The 17,474-nt window shown below is 60.3% G+C and carries 16 protein-coding genes; all 16 read left to right on the top strand.

What is annotated here, in order from left to right:
* Positions 1–334 precede the first annotated feature (334 nt).
* The 16 genes from infC (at position 335) to J3348_RS07095 (ending at position 17,453) form a co-directional block, all read left to right on the top strand.
* Complete coding sequence (gene infC, locus J3348_RS07170) at positions 335–913, top strand: translation initiation factor IF-3 (protein WP_005944384.1); 579 nt, start codon at positions 335–337, stop codon at positions 911–913.
* An 18-nt stretch (positions 914–931) separates the two neighbouring features.
* On the top strand, positions 932–1,135 hold the full coding sequence (rpmI, locus tag J3348_RS07165) for a 50S ribosomal protein L35 (protein ID WP_005928215.1): 204 nt from the start codon (positions 932–934) through the stop codon (positions 1,133–1,135).
* A gap of 54 nt (positions 1,136–1,189) precedes the next feature.
* Positions 1,190–1,540 carry a 50S ribosomal protein L20 gene (gene rplT / locus J3348_RS07160; protein ID WP_005928218.1) on the top strand — a complete coding sequence of 117 codons (351 nt, stop codon included), beginning with the start codon at positions 1,190–1,192 and terminating at the stop codon, positions 1,538–1,540.
* Between the two features lie 203 nt (positions 1,541–1,743).
* The gene (locus J3348_RS07155; protein WP_207698651.1) at positions 1,744–2,526 is read left to right on the top strand and encodes an RNA methyltransferase; all 783 of its coding nucleotides are present in this window, start codon (positions 1,744–1,746) and stop codon (positions 2,524–2,526) included.
* The gene (gene dprA / locus J3348_RS07150; protein WP_207698650.1) at positions 2,523–3,659 is read left to right on the top strand and encodes a DNA-processing protein DprA; all 1,137 of its coding nucleotides are present in this window, start codon (positions 2,523–2,525) and stop codon (positions 3,657–3,659) included. The genes J3348_RS07155 and dprA overlap by 4 nt, the downstream gene beginning before the upstream one ends.
* Positions 3,660–3,787: 128 nt before the next feature.
* Complete coding sequence (topA, locus tag J3348_RS07145; protein ID WP_097781621.1) at positions 3,788–5,872, top strand: type I DNA topoisomerase; 2,085 nt, start codon at positions 3,788–3,790, stop codon at positions 5,870–5,872.
* Positions 5,873–5,884: 12 nt separating this feature from the next.
* The gene (gene trmFO / locus J3348_RS07140) at positions 5,885–7,258 is read left to right on the top strand and encodes a methylenetetrahydrofolate--tRNA-(uracil(54)-C(5))-methyltransferase (FADH(2)-oxidizing) TrmFO (protein ID WP_207698649.1); all 1,374 of its coding nucleotides are present in this window, start codon (positions 5,885–5,887) and stop codon (positions 7,256–7,258) included.
* Between the two features lie 15 nt (positions 7,259–7,273).
* Entirely contained in the window at positions 7,274–8,290 is a 1,017-nt protein-coding gene (gene plsX / locus J3348_RS07135) for a phosphate acyltransferase PlsX (protein ID WP_207698648.1), read from the top strand.
* Between the two features lie 18 nt (positions 8,291–8,308).
* The gene (gene rnc, locus J3348_RS07130; RefSeq protein ID WP_005944374.1) at positions 8,309–8,983 is read left to right on the top strand and encodes a ribonuclease III; all 675 of its coding nucleotides are present in this window, start codon (positions 8,309–8,311) and stop codon (positions 8,981–8,983) included.
* The gene (gene smc, locus J3348_RS07125; protein WP_207698647.1) at positions 8,984–12,541 is read left to right on the top strand and encodes a chromosome segregation protein SMC; all 3,558 of its coding nucleotides are present in this window, start codon (positions 8,984–8,986) and stop codon (positions 12,539–12,541) included. It begins immediately after the preceding gene.
* Between the two features lie 31 nt (positions 12,542–12,572).
* Positions 12,573–13,523, top strand: coding sequence for a signal recognition particle-docking protein FtsY (ftsY, locus tag J3348_RS07120; protein WP_005944371.1), 951 nt, complete (start codon positions 12,573–12,575; stop codon positions 13,521–13,523).
* A gap of 13 nt (positions 13,524–13,536) precedes the next feature.
* Complete coding sequence (gene rdgB, locus J3348_RS07115) at positions 13,537–14,172, top strand: RdgB/HAM1 family non-canonical purine NTP pyrophosphatase (protein WP_207698646.1); 636 nt, start codon at positions 13,537–13,539, stop codon at positions 14,170–14,172.
* A 257-nt stretch (positions 14,173–14,429) separates the two neighbouring features.
* Positions 14,430–14,726 (top strand): YhbY family RNA-binding protein, encoded by a 297-nt coding sequence (locus tag J3348_RS07110; protein ID WP_005944364.1) that lies wholly within the window; start codon positions 14,430–14,432, stop codon positions 14,724–14,726.
* A 2-nt stretch (positions 14,727–14,728) separates the two neighbouring features.
* Positions 14,729–15,412: a nicotinate (nicotinamide) nucleotide adenylyltransferase gene (gene nadD / locus J3348_RS07105; RefSeq protein ID WP_207698645.1), complete on the top strand. Its 684-nt coding sequence runs from the start codon at positions 14,729–14,731 to the stop codon at positions 15,410–15,412.
* Positions 15,363–15,941, top strand: a complete 579-nt coding sequence (yqeK, locus tag J3348_RS07100; protein WP_005944360.1) for a bis(5'-nucleosyl)-tetraphosphatase (symmetrical) YqeK — start codon at positions 15,363–15,365, stop codon at positions 15,939–15,941. The genes nadD and yqeK overlap by 50 nt, the downstream gene beginning before the upstream one ends.
* 138 nt (positions 15,942–16,079) lie before the next feature.
* A complete protein-coding gene (locus tag J3348_RS07095; protein WP_242702908.1) occupies positions 16,080–17,453 on the top strand; it encodes an LCP family protein in 1,374 nt (457 codons plus the stop codon).
* The last annotated feature ends 21 nt before the right edge of the window (positions 17,454–17,474 follow it).

Here is a 17,474-nt window from a genome sequence, read left to right as displayed (position 1 = left end):
GGCCGGGGGAAGTCTTTCTCATGGAGGGAGGCTTTGACAGTCCGGCAGGCTTCCCGTTTTTGCCAAAGACTCCCTCCTTGAGGGAGCTGGCGCACGAAGTGCGACTGAAGGAGTTGATTCATATTTTTCCCGCAAAACGCATAAAAAGTGCTTGACAGCGCTTTCTGCCTGTGGTAAAATAACCGGGTAAAGAAAGCAGCTACGGCCTGTGCCGCGCTCGCCTTGCGAGGGAAAGATCCCCCGGGCTATACCTGAAGGCAGTTCATTGTGAGTGGACTGCGGCTTTGAGTGAATTTTTGCGCGGCTGTCCTGAAAATGGGCGGCCGCGTTTTCTATGCCAAATATTGCAACAAAATGGATTTTGTTTGGAGGTGCATTCATTATCGCTACCGCTGGAAAGTCGAAGGAACTGGAGATCAACGGTCAGATCCGTGACCGTGAGGTCCGTCTGATCGGTGCAGACGGCGAGCAGAAGGGCGTTGTGTCCATTCAGGTGGCCATGCGCGCTGCTGAAGATGCTGGTCTGGATCTGGTCAAGATCGCACCGCAGGCTGTTCCGCCTGTGTGCAAGGTGCTGGATTACGGCAAGTACCGTTTTGAACAGCAGAAGAAGGAGAAGGAAGCCAAGAAGAACCAGAAGGTGGTCGAAGTTAAAGAGACCCGCCTTTCGCTCAACATTGACACCAACGACTTCAATACCAAGCTGAACCAGACTGCCAAGTTCCTGGCAGCTGGCCACAAGGTTAAGGTTTCGATCCGCTTCCGCGGCCGTGAAATGGCGCACAGTGCTCTGGGCGCAGACGTGCTGAAACGTTTTGCCGAGGCTCTGCCTCAGGCATCCACCGATAAGCCGCCGGTGCTCGAGGGCCGCACGATGTCCATTCTGCTGATCCCGAAACCCAATAAGGACTAATTTTAGGAGGAAACTAAAATGGCTAAGATGAAACTGAAGACGCACTCCGGCGCTAAGAAGCGCTTTAAGCTGACCAAGAACGGCAAGATCAAGCGCGGCCACGCATTCCGCAGCCACATCCTGACCAAGAAGACCACCAAGCTGACCCGTGGCTACCGTCAGCCCAGCTACGTTGATAAGACCAACGCAGCTACCATCAAGAGCATGCTGCCCTACGCCTAAGAGCGAGCCGCAGGCAAACACATTCTATTGAGACAACTAAAGGAGATATAAAAAATGGCACGTATCAAGGGCGCAACCATGACTCACAAACGTCGTAAGAAGATGCTGAAGCTGGCCAAGGGCTTCTACGGCTGCAAGAGCAAGCACTTTAAGATGGCCAAGCAGCAGGTCATGAAGAGCGGCAACTACGCTCTGGCTGGCCGCCGCATGAAGAAGCGTCAGTTCCGCAACCTGTGGATTTGCCGCATCAACAACGCAGTTCGTCCTCTGGGCATGAACTACTCCACCTTCATGGCTGGTCTGAAGAAGGCTGGCATCGAGCTGAACCGCAAGATGCTGTCTGAGATGGCTATTAACGATCCCAAGAGCTTTGCAGCTCTGGTCGAGACCGTCAAGAACGCCTGATTAGGAACTTGAATCGTGACGCCCGCGCGTATACGCGGGCGTCCGTTTTGTATCCGGGGTTCTTACGGCAGGGGAACATGTTTTTCAGGGCAGCGCCCTGCCGCAGGAACGCTTTGTGGCAGACGCTGCCCTTTTTGCATTTTTTGAACAAGACGGCAGACTACTTTTTGAACGACAGTACAGCGAAAGGTTGAATACACACGATGGACGAAAAAATCACCAGCCGGGAAAACGCAAAGATCAAATACGCCTGCCGCCTTTCTTCCAGCGCGGCATTCCGCCGCAGCGAGGGCCGCTTTCTGGCCGAGGGCCGCAAGCTCTGCCCGGAGCTTGCCCGCGGTGCGCAGCTGGAGACCTTATTTTATACGGAGAGCGCTATGGCAAAGTGCCCGGAGCTTGCCGGGCTGCCCGGTGAACACTACCTTGTGGAAGACCATGTGGCCGATAAGCTGGCCGATGTGGGCACCCATCAGGGAGTGTTCGGCGTGTTCCGCACCCCGGTGCACACACTGGACGAGGTGAAGACCGGCGGGCGGTATCTGGCGCTGGAACGGGTGCAGGACCCCGGCAATGTGGGCACCCTGCTGCGCTCTGCTGCGGCCTTTGGTTTTGACGGTGTGATCCTGAGCGACGGCTGTGCCAGTGTGTATGCCCCCAAGACCCTGCGCGCTTCCATGGGAGCCGCCGTGCGCATCCCGGTGATCGAAGCCGGTGCCATGCCCGATGCCATCACCCAGCTGCGCGCAAAGGGTATCACCTGCCTTGCTGCCGCGCTGTACAAGTCTCAGCCGCTGAGCGCGGCGCAGGCAAGCTGCCCCGGCGGCGTCTGCGTCGTCATCGGCAGCGAGGGGCAGGGTCTGACCGATGAGACCATTGCTGCCTGCAGCAGCACGGTGCGCATCCCCATGACCGACCGGGTGGAAAGCCTGAACGCCGGCATTGCGGGCAGCATTCTGCTGTGGCATTTCCGGGAGGAAAGCCTATGAGCGGCCTTGCAGGGCAGACCAGCCTTTTCCCGCCGGAGCCTGCCCCGGACCCGCTGCTGTGCTGGCTGTGGCTGGCCCATGTGCTTGGCCCGGCCAGCGTTCACGCGGGCCGTGTGCTGGATGCCTTTGGCGGTGCACAGGAAGCATGGGAAGCGCGGGACACCGCTGAATTCCGTGCTGCAGCCGGGGATGCTGCCGCGCTTCGCGCACAGCAGCTGGACCCGGAACAGTATCACGCACTGGTGATGCGGTGCGATGATCTGGGTGTGCGCATCCTGCCGTTTGACGATCCGGACTATCCGCTGGCGTTTTCCCGCATCCCGGATATGCCGCTGGTGCTCTACTGCACCGGCGATCCGCTCTGGCTCAACGAGCCGGGCTCGGTGGGCATCGTGGGCAGCCGCAAGCCTACCGAATACGGTCTGAACGCAGCGGCGGACATTGGCGGGGAACTGGCCCAAAGCGGCGCTTTGATCGTCAGCGGCCTTGCGGACGGGCTGGACAGCGCCGGGCACCGCGCTGCTGTCAAAAACAATTGCCCTACCATTGCTGTGATGGGCGTGCCCATCGACCGCACCTATCCTGCGGCCAATGTGGTGCTGCGGCACAAGATCGAGCAGAAGGGCTGCGTGATCAGTGAGTACCCGCCCCGCAGTGAGGGCGTTGGCCCAAATGGATTTTTGCAGCGCAACCGGCTCATTGCGGCGCTCAGCTCTGCATTGCTGGTGGTGGAAGCGCAGGAAAAAAGCGGCACCATGTCCACCGTGTCTCACGCCGAACGCTATGGCAAGCCGGTGTTCGCGGTGCCGGGCAGCATCTACTCGCCCAATTCCGCAGGCACAAACGGCCTTTTGCGGGACGGCAGAGCGCGTGCCGTGTGTTCTGCTGCGGACCTGCTTGGCCCGCTGGGCCTGCGCCGGCAGAGCGCAGCGGCGGTGACGGCAAAGCAGCCGGAGCCTCTGAGCGAGAATGAGCGGAAGGTGCTTTCCTGCATTGGGCCGCAGCCCCTTGGCATTGAGGAGCTTTGCGTGCGCAGCGGCCTGCCCACAGCGGTGCTGCTGGGCACCCTGATGAAGCTGGAGCTTTCCGGCCGGGTGCTGTGCATGCCGGGCAAGCGGTATGTGATAAAATAGTATAATTTCTGCTGGCGCAGCACACAACAGCTGTGGTATGATATAAAAATAGAGAATCCCGTACTGTGCAGTTGCACGGTGCGTTCCTGATAGAGAAGAAAGAAAATTTGAAATGGGAGTAAACTCGAATGGCGAAACTGGTTATCGTGGAGTCGCCTGCTAAGGCGAAAACCATTGGCAAGTATCTGGGCGATGATTACGAGGTCACCGCAAGCATGGGCCATATCCGTGACCTGCCCGCTTCCCAGCTGGGCATCGATGTGGAGCACGGCTATGCCCCACAGTACATCAGCATCAAAGGCAAGGAAAAGCTCATCAAGGAATTGAAGAGCAAGGCCAAACACGCAGACGGCGTGCTGCTGGCAACCGACCCGGACCGTGAGGGCGAAGCCATCAGCTGGCATCTGGCAAACATTCTGGGGCTGGACCCCCACGAGCCGAACCGCGTGACCTTTGACGAGATCACCAAAAAGGGCGTGAAGGAGGGCATGGCCCATCCCCGCGCCATCGACGAAGATCTGTTCAACGCACAGCAGGCCCGCCGTGTGCTGGACCGTCTGGTGGGCTACAAGCTCAGCCCGTTCCTCTGGCGCAAGGTGCGCCGGGGCCTTTCCGCAGGCCGCGTGCAGAGCGTGGCCGTGCGCCTGATCGATGACCGCGAAAAGGAGATCGAGAGTTTCAAGCCCGACGAATACTGGAACGTGGATGCCACCCTCGGCGCAGGCCACAAGAGTTTTACCGCCCGGCTGGCCACCGATGCCAGCGGCAAAAAGCTGCTGCCCAAAAGCGAAGCCGAGGCCCGCGCCATTGAAAAGGGTCTGGAAGGGGCCGAGTACGTGGTGGCAGAGCTGAAAAAGGGCAAGCGGGCAAAGCAGCCCACTCCGGCTTTTATCACCAGTACCCTGCAGCAGGAGGCATCCCGCCGCTTGGGCTTTACGGCCACCCGCACCATGCGCGCTGCCCAGACCCTGTACGAAGGCGTGGACATTGCGGGCCACGGCACCATGGGTCTGATCACCTACATGCGTACCGACAGCCTGCGCATCTCGGATGAAGCCGTTGCCGCCGCAAAGGAATATATCGCAGGGGCCTACGGTGAAGCCTATATCTGCCCCTACAAGCGCACATGGAAGACCAAGAGCGCCACTGCCGCACAGGATGCCCACGAGGCCATCCGTCCCTCGGTGCCGTCCCTGACACCGGACGAGGTGGACAAGAGCATCAGCGGCGACACAGCAAAGCTCTACCGCATGATCTGGAGCCGCTTCATGGCCAGCCAGATGGCAGACTGTCAGCAGGACACCGTGTCTGTCACGGTCAGCGCGGCGGACTACCGTTTCAAGGCCAGTGGCTATACCGTTACCTTTGACGGTTTCACCGTCCTGTACGAGGAAGCCACCGACGAAAAGGAAAAGAAGGAGACCGCCCTGCCTCCGCTGGAGCAGGGTCAGGTGCTGAAGCTGCGCGACCTGAAGAGCGAGCAGAAGTTCACCCAGCCGCCCGCCCGCTACACCGAAGCGACCCTCATCAAGGCACTGGAAGAAAACGGCATCGGCCGTCCTTCCACCTACGCACCCATTATCACCACCATCATCGACCGCGGCTATGTTGAGCGCGACCAGAAAAAGCTCAAGCCCACCCTGCTGGGCCGGGCGGTGGATGGCCTGATGCTGGAACAGTTCCCCCACATCGTGGATGTGGACTTCTCCGCCCAGATGGAAAAGAATCTGGATAAGATCGAGAGCGGCAAGGCCGACTGGCACAAGACGGTGGATGACTTCTATCAGGGTTTTGCGGCAAGCCTCGAGCAGGCCGAAAAGAACATGGAAGGCAAGAAGGTCAAGGTGCCGGATGAGCCTTCCAGTGAGGTATGCGACCTGTGCGGCCGGCCCATGGTCATCAAGGTGGGCAAGTACGGCAAGTTTTTGGCCTGCAGCGGCTTCCCGGAGTGCCGGGGCACAAAGCGGCTGGTCAAGGATACCGGCGGCATCTGCCCCAAGTGCGGCAAAGGCCGTATGCTGGAGCGCAAAAGCTCCAAGGGCCGCATCTATTATGGCTGCGAGCGCTACCCGGACTGCGACTTTATGACATGGGACATGCCGGTGCCCACCAAGTGCCCCAAGTGCGGCAGCACCATGTTCCGCAAAGGCTCCAAGCTGTATTGCGCAAAGGAAGGCTGCGGCTACGAGATGCCGGTGCCGAAAAAGGACTAAAAGGATAAAACTATGAACTATAAAGTAACCGTGCTGGGCGCGGGTCTTGCGGGCTGTGAAGCCGCCCTCTGGCTGGCTGGCAAGGGCGTGCAGGTAGACCTGTACGAACAGAAGCCCGTGCATTTTTCGCCCGCACACAAAAGCGCAGGCTTTGCAGAGCTGATCTGCTCCAATAGCTTGAAAGCTGAGCGGCTGGACTCTGCTTCCGGCCTGCTGAAGGAAGAAATGCGCCGGATGGGCAGCCAGCTGTTGACCGCCGCCGAGACAGCCCGCGTGGCCGCTGGCGGTGCGCTGGCGGTGGACCGCGACGCATTCAGCGCCGAAGTGACCCGCATGGTGGAAAGCTGTGAAAATATCACCGTCCACCGGGAGCAGGTGGAGCACATCGATGCATCTGCCCCCATTCTGGTGGCTACCGGCCCATTGACCGATGGCGCACTGGCCGATGAGATCGGGGCCTTGACCGGGGACGAGCGGCTGCACTTCTACGATGCTGTGGCCCCCATCGTCACCGCCGAAAGTCTGGACTACAACAAGGTGTTTGCCGCCTCCCGCTATGACCGGGGCGAGGCCGACTACCTGAACTGCCCTTTCAACAAGGAAGAGTACGAGAAATTCCACGCGGCTCTCGCGTCTGCCGAGCGCGCCCCGCTGCACGACTTTGACACCGGGGCCGAGCAGTCTGCTCAGCCCGACCCGGATGCCCACGGCAAAAAGGCCGATACCGTCACGGTCTACGAGGGCTGTATGCCCATCGAAATTATGGCCGCCCGGGGTGCCGACACCATGCGCTTCGGCCCGCTGCGCCCGGTGGGCCTTGTGAATCCCAACACCGGCCACCGTCCATGGGCCAATGTACAGCTGCGCGCCGAGAACAAGGAGCGCACCCTGTATAACATCGTGGGCTTCCAGACCAACCTCAAGTGGGGAGAGCAGAAGCGGGTGTTCAGCATGATCCCGGGCCTTGAGAATGCCGAGTTCGTGCGGTATGGCGTCATGCACCGCAACACCTTCCTCGATGCGCCCCGGGTGCTCAGCGCCCAGCTGTGCCTGAAAGAGCACCCCAATGTGTTCTTTGCAGGGCAGATCACCGGCTTTGAGGGCTATATGGAAAGCGCTGCCTGCGGCCTGCTGGCGGCCCGCAGCCTGTATGCCCGGCTGGAAGGCAAAGAGCTGCCCGCCCCGCCTGTGGATACCATGTGCGGTGCGCTGGTGCAGTACCTGACCACCGAGAACAAGCACTTCCAGCCCATGGGCGCAAACATGGGCATCCTTCCTCCGCTGCCGGAGGAGAGCCGCCCGCGGGACAAGCGCCTGCGTTACATGGCACAGGCTCAGCGCGCTGTTGCCAGCTTCCAGCACTGGCTGGATGAAACTTCTCTTTAAGAAGGGAGAAAAGCTATGAAGATTATCGTGGACATGATGGGCGGCGACAACGCCCCTCTGGCTGTGCTGGAGGGTGCCGCACAGGCCGTGAAAGAGTACGGCATCACCGTCGTAGGTGTGGGCGACGAAGCGCTGGTGCGCAGGACCGCACAGGAAAACAGCATTCCGCTGGACGGCATTGAGCTGGTGAACTGCACCGAGGTCATCGACATGTGTGATGAGCCTGCCCGCGCCATCCGCCAGAAGAAGGATTCCTCCATCGTGGTGGGCCTGAACATGCTCAAGGACGGCAAGGGTGATGCCTTTGTTTCCGCCGGCAGCACCGGTGCGCTGCATGTGGGCGCAAGCCTGATCGTGCGCACCCTCAAGGGCATCAAGCGCCCGGCTCTGGCTACCATGGTGCCCGCCAAAAAGCAGGCCTATCTGCTGCTGGACTGCGGTGCCAATGTGGAGTGCCGCCCCGAAATGCTGGCAGCTTTTGCCGTGATGGGCAGCTGCTATGTGAACAGGGTGGAGGGCCGCCGCAGCCCCAGCGTGGCGCTGGCCAACAACGGTGCGGAGGAGAGCAAGGGAACCCCCATGCTCAAGGAAGCCCACCAGCTGCTCAAGACCACCCCCGGCATCCGCTTTGTGGGCAACATCGAGCCCCGCGATGTGCCGGGTGGCGAAGTGGACGTGGTGGTGTGCGACGGCTTTACCGGCAATGTGATCCTCAAGCTGACCGAGGGCGTGGCAAAAATGCTGCTGGGCATGCTGAAACAAATGTTCCTCGCAAACCTCGGCGGCAAGCTGGCCTACCTGCTGCTCAAGGGCAGCGTGGCAGACCTGAAGCACCAGATGGACAGCGAGGAGTACGGCGGCGCACCCTTCCTGGGGGCCAAGCAGCCGGTCATCAAGGCCCACGGCTCTTCCAAGGCCAAGGGCATCAAGAACGCCATCCGTCAGGCAAAGATCTGCGTGGAGAACGATCTGTGCGGCACCATGCAGTCTGCGCTGGACGAGCTGGCTGCGGCACAGAAAACTGAGGAATAAAAGGGAGTAAAAACGACCATGAGCCATCAGTTGGAAACAATTATTGGTTATAAGTTCAAAAACCCGGAGCTGCTGGAGATCGCGCTCACCCATACCAGCTATGCCAACGAGAGCCGCACCCCGGTCAAGCACAACGAGCGGCTGGAATTTCTGGGCGACAGCGTGCTGCAGATCGTCTCGGCAGACTATCTGTTCCACGCCTATGCCGACCGGCCGGAGGGCGATCTGACCCGCATCCGCGCCAGCCTTGTCAGCGAGGGTGCACTGTTCCAGTTCGCGCAGGAGATCGATCTGGGCGAGTACCTGCGCCTTGGCCGCGGCGAGGAGCGCTGCGGCGGACGCACCCGCCCCAGCGTGGTGTCCGATGCGTTTGAAGCGCTGATCGCGGCTTTGTATCTGGATGGCGGCATGGATGTGGCCCGCAGCTTCATCCTGCCCTTTATCACCGAGGGCAAGCACGCCGAGGCCGACTACAAGACCCGCCTGCAGGAGATCGTGCAGCAGAACCCGGAAGAGCGGTTGAGCTATGTAGTAGAAAGCGAGTCCGGCCCGGATCACGACAAGCATTTCGTGGTGGCGGTGCGGTTCAACTCTGACCGCGTGGCCCGTGGCGAAGGCCGCAGCAAAAAGGCCGCTGAGCAGTGCGCCGCAAAAGAAGCGCTCAAGCTGCTGGGCGTGATAAAGGAAAAGTAAATGGTATTCAAGGAACTGGAGATCCAGGGCTTCAAGAGCTTTCCCGATAAAGTCAAAATTCGGTTCGACGCAGGCGTTACCGGTGTGGTGGGTCCCAACGGCTCCGGCAAGTCGAACCTTTCGGACGCAGTGCGCTGGGTGCTGGGCGAGACTAGCTCCCGCCAGCTGCGCGCGGCAGGCAAGATGGAGGACGTGATCTTCGGCGGCACCCGGCGGCGCGGAGCCATGGGCTTTGCGCAGGTGCGGCTGACGCTGGATAACGCAGACCACACCTTTGATGTGGATGCGGACGAAGTGACCATTGGTCGCAAATATTACCGCTCCGGCGACAGCGAGTATACCATCAACGGGCAGGTGTGCCGGTTGAAGGATGTGTACGAACTTTTGCTGGATACCGGCATTGGCCGCGACGGCTACTCGGTCATCGGGCAGGGCCGCATTGCGGAGATCGTGGCCGCAAAAAGCAGTGAGCGCCGCGAGATCTTTGAGGAAGCCTGCGGCATTGCCAAGTACCGCTACCGCAAGACCGAGGCGGAACGCCGCCTTGCTGCGGCGGGCGAAAACCTTGAACGCCTGCGGGACATCCTTGGCGAGCTGGAAAGCCGGGTAGGCCCGCTGGAAAAAGAGAGCGCCAAGGCAGAAAAGTTCCTCGAGCTGGCCGCACAGCGCAAAACGCTGGAAGTGACCCTGTGGACCGACGGTGTGCACCGCGCGCGCGAAGCCGTGCGCCAGCAGGTGCGGGACTACGAGACAGCACAGGCCGACTACGAGCGCTTTGACCGGGAGACGAAAGCCGCCGAGCAGGAGGCTGAGGAGATCCGGATGCAGGCACAGCAGCTTACGGTTGCTGTTGAGCGCCTGAATGGGGATATCCGCAGCATCACCGAGCAGATCAGCGGGTCGGAGAGCCGTATCGCTGTGCTGGAAAACGACATCCTCCGCAACGAGGAGAGCGCCGCATCCCTGAAGGAAGAGATCAGCGCCGGGGAACAGGACAGCACCGAGGCACAGGCCGCCTTGCAGCGCCACCGTGCCGTGGCAAAGACCATGGAAGCGGAGGGCGAAAAGCTGGCGGCAGAGATCGAAGCGTTAAACGCGGAGATCGCACGTCTGACCGATGCCAGCAGTGCCAGCGGTGCCCGCAAGGATACCCTGAAAGCGGAACTTGCCGGCCTGACAGCCCGGCGCACCGAAGCGCAGGTGGCGCAGGCCGCTGCCGAAGCTGCCGGGGAAACAGCCCGCCAGCGCCTGCCTGCCCTTGAGCAGAGCGTGCAGGAAAGCACCGCCCAGCGGGACGAAGCAAAGCAGGATCTGGACGACACCATCAAGTATCGCCGGATGCTGGAAGAAAACGAGAAGCAGCTGGCAAATGTCCGTTCCGGCGTGGAACTTAAGCTGAAAGGCCGCAAGGCTGCGCTGGACGATGCCGACGCAGCAGAGCAGTGCCTTGGCCGTGAGCTGGATGCGGCCCGCCAGCGCCTTTCCGTGCTGCGGGAACTGGAAAAGAACATGGACGGCTACCAAAACTCGGTCAAGGCCGTCATGCGTGCTGCCGGTGCACGCCGCCTGCGGGGCATCATCGGGCCGGTGTCCGCCATCTTAAAGGTGGAGCCGGGCTGTGAAGTGGCTGTGGAAACGGCTCTGGGCGGTGCGCTGCAGAACATCGTGGTAGAGAACGAAGCCGCTGCCAAAGCGGCCATTGCCCTGCTGCGCAATGACAATGCAGGCCGCGCCACCTTCCTGCCGCTGGATACCGTCCAGCCCGGCGTGTTCCGTGGCCGACTCTCCGGTACGGCACGGCTTGCCTCCAGTCTGGTGCAGGCCGACCGCCGGTATGACAACATCGTATCGAACCTGCTGGGCCGCATCATCGTGGTGGACGACATCAACGAAGCTTCTCGCGTGGCGCGGGACAACGGCTTTCGCAGCAAGGTCGTGACCATGGATGGTCAGGTGATCAATGCAGGCGGCAGCTTTACCGGCGGCAGCGTCCAGCGCAGCGCAGGCCTGTTCACCCGCAAGCAGGAGATGGAAGAGCTGCGGGTGAAAGCGGCCAAGTTACAAAAAGACTGCCTTGCTGCACAGGAAAAGACCGACCGCTGCAAAGAGCAGGTGGATGCCCTTCAGGCAGAGCTGACCGCCACGGCCAGTGAACAGATCACCGCCGCCAACGACAAAGTGCGTGCCGAGGCAGAGCAGAAGCGGCTGGAAGCTGCTGCCGCCCAGCTGGAAACGGCCCGCAGCAACGGCCAGCAGCAGATCGATGCTTTGCAGGCGGCCTTGACAGAGAGCCGTGGCAAAGCAGAGGAAGCTGCCAGCCTGCAGGCCCGGCTGACGGCAAAGATCGACCTGCTGACGGCGGAGATGAACCGAATTGCCGAAGGTGACGACAACTTTGTGGCCCAGCAGACCGAACTGAGCCAAAAGCTCAGCGCAAAGCGGCTGGAACAGGTGACCCGCCAGAAGGATGCAGAACTGGCCTACAGCCAGATCGCAGCGCTGCAACAGCGGGCACAGGATGCCGCTGCCCGCCGCGCCACGCTGGAAGAAAGCCTTGCGGCACTGGCACAGCGCAGCGAGAGCTGCCGGGCAGAAATTGCAGCCATCCGGCAGGCAAAGTCCGACAGCCAGACCGAGATCGCCCAAAAAGAAAAGGCCATCCGGGAAGCCACGGAACAGCGGCTGGAACGCCAGCAGGCTGAAACAGCAGCATTGAGCCGGGCGCGTACTTCCTCCGACAGCCGCGAGGAAATGGGGCGCGAGATGGCCCGCCTTGCAGAGCGCAAGGCCGCTGCCGAGACCGAGTACGACCAGACCGTGGCAAAGCTGTGGGATGAATACCAGCTCTCGGTCAGTCAGGCAGAGAACCTTTGCGTGGAGTTTGAAAGCCTGACGGCCCTGCGCGCACAGGTGGCCGACCTGCGCGGCAAAATTCGCGCCCTTGGCAGCGTGAATGTGAGCGCCATCGAGGAATACAAGGAGGTCAAGGCCCGCTACGATGCCCTGATGCATCAGGTGACCGATGTGGAGGAAAGCCGCAATGAGCTGACCCGCATGATCTCCAAGCTTTCGACACAGATGCGGGAAATCTTCTCCGACAGCTTCCGTGCCATCAACGAAAACTTTGGCCGCGTATTTACCGAGCTGTTCGGCGGCGGCGAAGCCAGCCTTGTGCTGGAGGATGAAAGCGATGTGCTGTCCTGCGGCATCGGCATCCGGGTGGCACCGCCGGGCAAGGTGATCAAAAATCTGGAAGCGCTTTCCGGCGGCGAGCAGGCGCTGGTGGCCATCAGCATCTACTTTGCCATTCTGGCGGTCAACCCGGCCCCGTTCTGTATTCTGGACGAGATCGAAGCCGCTCTGGACGATGCCAATGTGGTGCGTTTTGCCCAGTACTTACGCCGGGTGAGCGACAAGACCCAGTTCATCGTCATCACCCACCGCCGCGGCACAATGGAAGCCGCGAATGTGCTTTACGGCGTTACCATGCAGGAGGACGGCGTGTCCAAGCTGCTCAAGCTTGATCTGGAACAGGTTGACGCAACGCTGGTTTCCTGATATATATTAAAGAAAAAGATAGGAGGACACCATGGGGTTCTTCGGATTTGGCAAGAAAAACAAAGAAAAAGAACAGGAAAAAATGAAAACGGGTCTGGAAAAGACCCGCACCGGTTTCTGGGGCAATATCCTCAACACCCTCACCGGCAGCGTCATCGACGATGATATGTACGATGATCTGGAAGAGCAGCTCATCCTTGCAGATGTGGGCGGCGAGGTGGCCGTGCGTCTGGTGGATAAGCTGCGCGACCGTGTGCACGAAAAGGGCCTGAAGACCGGCGAAGAGGCGGCGGATGCCCTGCGCGACATCATTGCCGAGGAAATGACACCGGATGCCGAGATGGATCTTTCCGGCAAGCCGGCCGTCATTCTGGTCATTGGCGTGAACGGCGTGGGCAAGACCACCAGCATTGCCAAGCTGGCCGATCACTACACCCGCGAGGGCAAAAAGGTGATGCTGGCCGCAGGCGATACTTTCCGTGCCGCAGCCAGCGAACAGCTGGAGATCTGGGCCGACCGCGCCGGTGTGCCCATTGTGAGCGCAGGCGAGGGCGCAGACCCGGCGGCTGTCATTTTCGACACCGTAAAGTCTGCCACCGCACGCGGTTATGACATGGTCATTGCCGACACCGCAGGCCGTCTGCACAACAAGGCAAACCTGATGGCAGAGCTTTCCAAGATCAGCCGCAGCGTCAAGAAGGCCAGCCCGGAAGCCAGCCTTGAAACGCTGCTGGTGCTGGATGCCATCACCGGTCAGAACGCCATCAGTCAGGCCAAGGAATTCTGCAAGGCTGCAGATGCTACAGGCATCATCCTGACCAAGCTGGACGGCACCGCCAAGGGCGGCTGCGTGGTGGCGGTCAAGCAGCGTCTGGGCCTGCCGGTGCGCTTCATCGGAGTGGGCGAGGGCATCGACGACCTGCTGCCCTTTACCCCGGAGGGCTTTGTGGAAGAGCTGCTCCCGCGCCAGTGGAAGCACTAAGGAGGATCGCAGCATGAAAATTTGTGCAGCTACCGGCAACGCCGGAAAGCTCCGCGAACTGCGCCGCATTCTGGAAGCGCAGGGCCACGAGGTGGTCAGCCAGAAGCAGCTGGGCATCACCATCGAGCCGGAGGAGACCGGCACCACCTTTGCCGAGAACGCCCTCATCAAGGCTGAAACCATCTGCAAGGCATGCGGTCTTCCCACCATCGCCGATGACTCCGGCCTGTGCGTGGATGCGCTGGGCGGTGCGCCCGGCGTCTACAGTGCCCGCTACTGCGGCCGCCACGGCGACGACGAAGCCAACAACGACAAGCTTCTGGATGTCATGCAGGCTGTGCCTGCCGGGCAGCGGGGTGCAAAGTTCGTGTCCGCGGTGTGCTTCATCCTGCCGGATGGGCGGCATCTGACCTGCATGGGCGAGTGCCCGGGCAGCATCGCCTTTGAACGGCTGTGCGGGGACTACGGCTTTGGCTACGACCCGCTGTTCATCCCCGCCGACTGCGGCGTGGGAAAGCACGATAAGCGCCCCAACACCGAGGGCCGCAGCTACGCCCAGCTGACCCCGGATGAAAAGGACGCCATCAGCCACCGCGGCAATGCGCTGGCGGTGCTGGAACAACAGCTGCCGGGATTTCTGGCAGAATGAACTCCCCCAGTCTGCTTCGCAGACAGATTCCCCTTTTTGTCACCTACGGTGACATCTTCCCCCGGCCGGGGGAAGTCGTCCTCGGAGATGGGGCCTTTGGCAGTCCGGCAAGCGTTTCGTTTCTGCCAAAGGCTCCCTCTTTGAGGGAGCTGGCAAAGCCGCAAGGCTTTGACTGAAGGAGTTTCTCACCACAAGCGGAGACAATTCTAAATCGTTTCTTTATCGAAATATCAACCTCAAAATAAAGGAGAAAAACTATGCTGACAAGCAAACAGCGCGCCATTCTGCGCGGCAAGGCAAACACCATGGACCCCGTTTTCATCGTGGGTAAGGGCGAGATCGACGAGACCATGATCCAGGGCGTGAAGGACTGTCTGGATGCCCGTGAGCTCATCAAGCTCAAGGTGCTGGAAAACAGCATGTACAATGCCCGTGAAGCTTCGGTCAAGCTGGCTGAGGCCACCGGTGCCGACTGCGTACAGGTGATCGGCTCCAAGTTCGTGCTGTATCTGCAGAAGAAAAAGGACAGCGCTTACGCCGACCTGCTGAAGTAAAAATGAAAGTTCTTCTCTACGGCGGTACATTTGACCCGCCCCATAACGGCCACCTGAACAATCTGCGCGCTGCCGCTGCCCGCGTGCAGCCGGATAAGGTGGTGGTGATGCCTGCCGGGCTTTCGCCCTTCAAGCAGAAGACCTCTGCGCCGGGCGCACTGCGGCTGGAAATGTGCAGCTGCTTCCATGCACTGGAAGAGGATGCGGACACCATCCCGCAGCTGGAGGTCAGCGGCTGGGAGATCGAGCAGGCCGCTGCCGGAAACCGCAACTATACGGTGCTCACGGTGGAAAAACTGGCTCGGGAAAATCCCGGGGCACAGCTGTACCTTGCCATTGGCAGCGATATGCTGCTGAGCTTTGACGGCTGGCACCGCTGGCAGGATATCCTGCGCCTTGCCCATCTGGTGGTCACCAGCCGCCATCTGGGCGACGACCCCGAGCTGCACGCAAAGGCTCTCCGGCTGGACCCCACCGGGGCACGCATCCTGTTTGCACCGGTACAGGCGCTGCCCATGGCCAGCAGCGACATCCGCACCCGTCTGACTGCAGGCGAAGGGTGTGAAGCTGAGCTGCCGGAGGCGGTGCGGGCGGTCATCCGCCGGGAGAAACTCTACAAAAAGGAAGTATCAGCCAATGAACCTCAAACAGGCAAAGGAGCTTGTGCGCGGCCGCTTGAGCGATAAGCGCTATGAGCATACCTTGAATGTAAAAAAAATGGCCGTCAAGCTGGCAAAGATCTACGGTGAGGATGAGGAGCGCGCCGCGCTGGCAGCCCTGCTGCACGACTCCGCCAAGGAAATCAGCAAGGATGAGATGCGCGAGATTCTGCGCGCTTACCCCCAGTATGCCGAGGGCGGCGAAGAGCGCCCGGCCCCGGTGTGGCACGGCGTGTGCGCCGCCATTCTGGCCCGCACCCAGTGGGGTGTGACCGACGAAGCGGTGCTTAGCGCTATTGCCTGCCACACGGCGGGCAAACCCGGCATGACCCGGCTTGACAAAATTTTGTATCTGGCCGATATGACCAGCGCGGAGCGGGATTGGCCCGGCGTGGAAAAGCTGCGCAAGCTGGAAAAAAAGAATCTGGATGCCGCTATGCTGGCCGCGCTGAAGCAGACCAACGATTTTGTGCTCTCGCAGGGCAAGCCCCTTGACCCGATGTCCAAGGCTGCCTATGAGGATATCCTTGCCCGCAGCGGGAAGAATGAACGGTGAGAGCACAGCTGCTCTGAAACAAGCGGAAACAGAAAACGGATTGCAGATTTCGTCGGATAATGCTATACTTAAGAGCATGACAGGTCTGCAGGAACATTTTTTTGCAGGACCGCGAAAATCTGGAGGATACAAAAAAGCATGAGCCAGACGCCACGCCATATCAATACTTCGCGTTCTCTGAACCGGCCGGATCCGGCAGCAGCCGCACCGCGCCACGCTGCATCCAGCACGGATGCAAAGCAGAGCGCAGGCGGTGCACACAATGAGCCGCCGCGCCGCCCGGCACAGGGAGCAGGGCAGAAGCCGCCGCGCCGCCGCAAAAAGAAAAAGAAAATGCCCCTCTGGCTGCCTTTTGCAGTGGTCATGGCCATCATCGCGGTGATCTCCGGTGTGGTGGTGTACGGAGTCAGCCTTGTAAACAAGGTGGAGGACAGCATCCGCCCGGACGACAGCACCCCTACCATTGAGGAAGAGGTCAAGACAGCCGAGGAATACAAGGGCGATGTGGTGAACATTCTGGTCTGCGGCATCGACTATGAAGAGGGCCGCAATTATTCCAACGACCCCACTTCCAACGACGGCATGACCGACATGATCCTGTACGTGCAGTTCGACATCAAGAACGGTGCACTGCGGATGCTGCAGATCCCCCGCAACAGCCTTGTCACCACCAAGAACAAAAAGATCACCCTTTCCAATGGAAAGACCTACGCCGCCACGAATTATCAGATCAACTCGGTGGCAATCTCCAACGGCGGCAGCATCGCCGCTCTGGCCGATGTCATCTACGATCAGTTCCGACTGCCCATCGATTACTATGTGACGGTGGATATGCAGGCACTGGTGGATATGGTGGATAACTTTGGCGGCATTGAGGTGTATATCCCTCATGATATGTCCTACGGCGGCAGCAAGCTGCTCAAGGGCTACCGCAATCTGAACGGTGCATCGGCAGAGTTCTTTGTGCGCTGCCGCCACGGCGACGGCTACGCCAATTCCGATATCGACCGCCTGAACATGCAGCGCTATTTCTATGCCGGCCTGTTCAAGCGTGCCCGCGCCATGGGCGTTACCGATATCCTGAACCAGCTGCCGCTGGTGTTCAAGAACTATATCAAGACGGATATGGACATTTCCACCATTGCAAAGCTGGTGGTGTCTTTCCTCAAGCTCGACAGCTCCAACATCATTCTGGCGCAGACGCCGGTATTCATGGGCGTGCCCAACGTGGGCAAGACCGACACCTTTGCCGGTTACTCCTGCGTGGTGCCGGATGCGGGTTCCATTGCAAACCTGCTCAACCAGTATTTCTGCACCTACACCGGCCCCATTGATGTGAGCGAAATGAACCTTGTCACCGACGAGTGGCCCCACGGCAGTGCATCCACCGATGCCAACGTGCAGTATATGGGCCGCATCGATAAGGAGTCGGACGATGCCATCCTGAGCGGCGATACAGACCTTGATGGCGCTGTTACCACCGACGGTCAGGCCGCAGGCTCCGCAAACTGAAACTGACAGAAAGGAAAAACA

The sequence above is a fragment of the Faecalibacterium sp. Marseille-Q4896 genome, assembly GCF_017377615.1.
Taxonomy (GTDB): domain Bacteria; phylum Bacillota; class Clostridia; order Oscillospirales; family Ruminococcaceae; genus Faecalibacterium; species Faecalibacterium taiwanense.
Note: the sequence above shows the minus strand (reverse complement) of the source record. Positions and strands in the feature narration are given on the sequence as shown.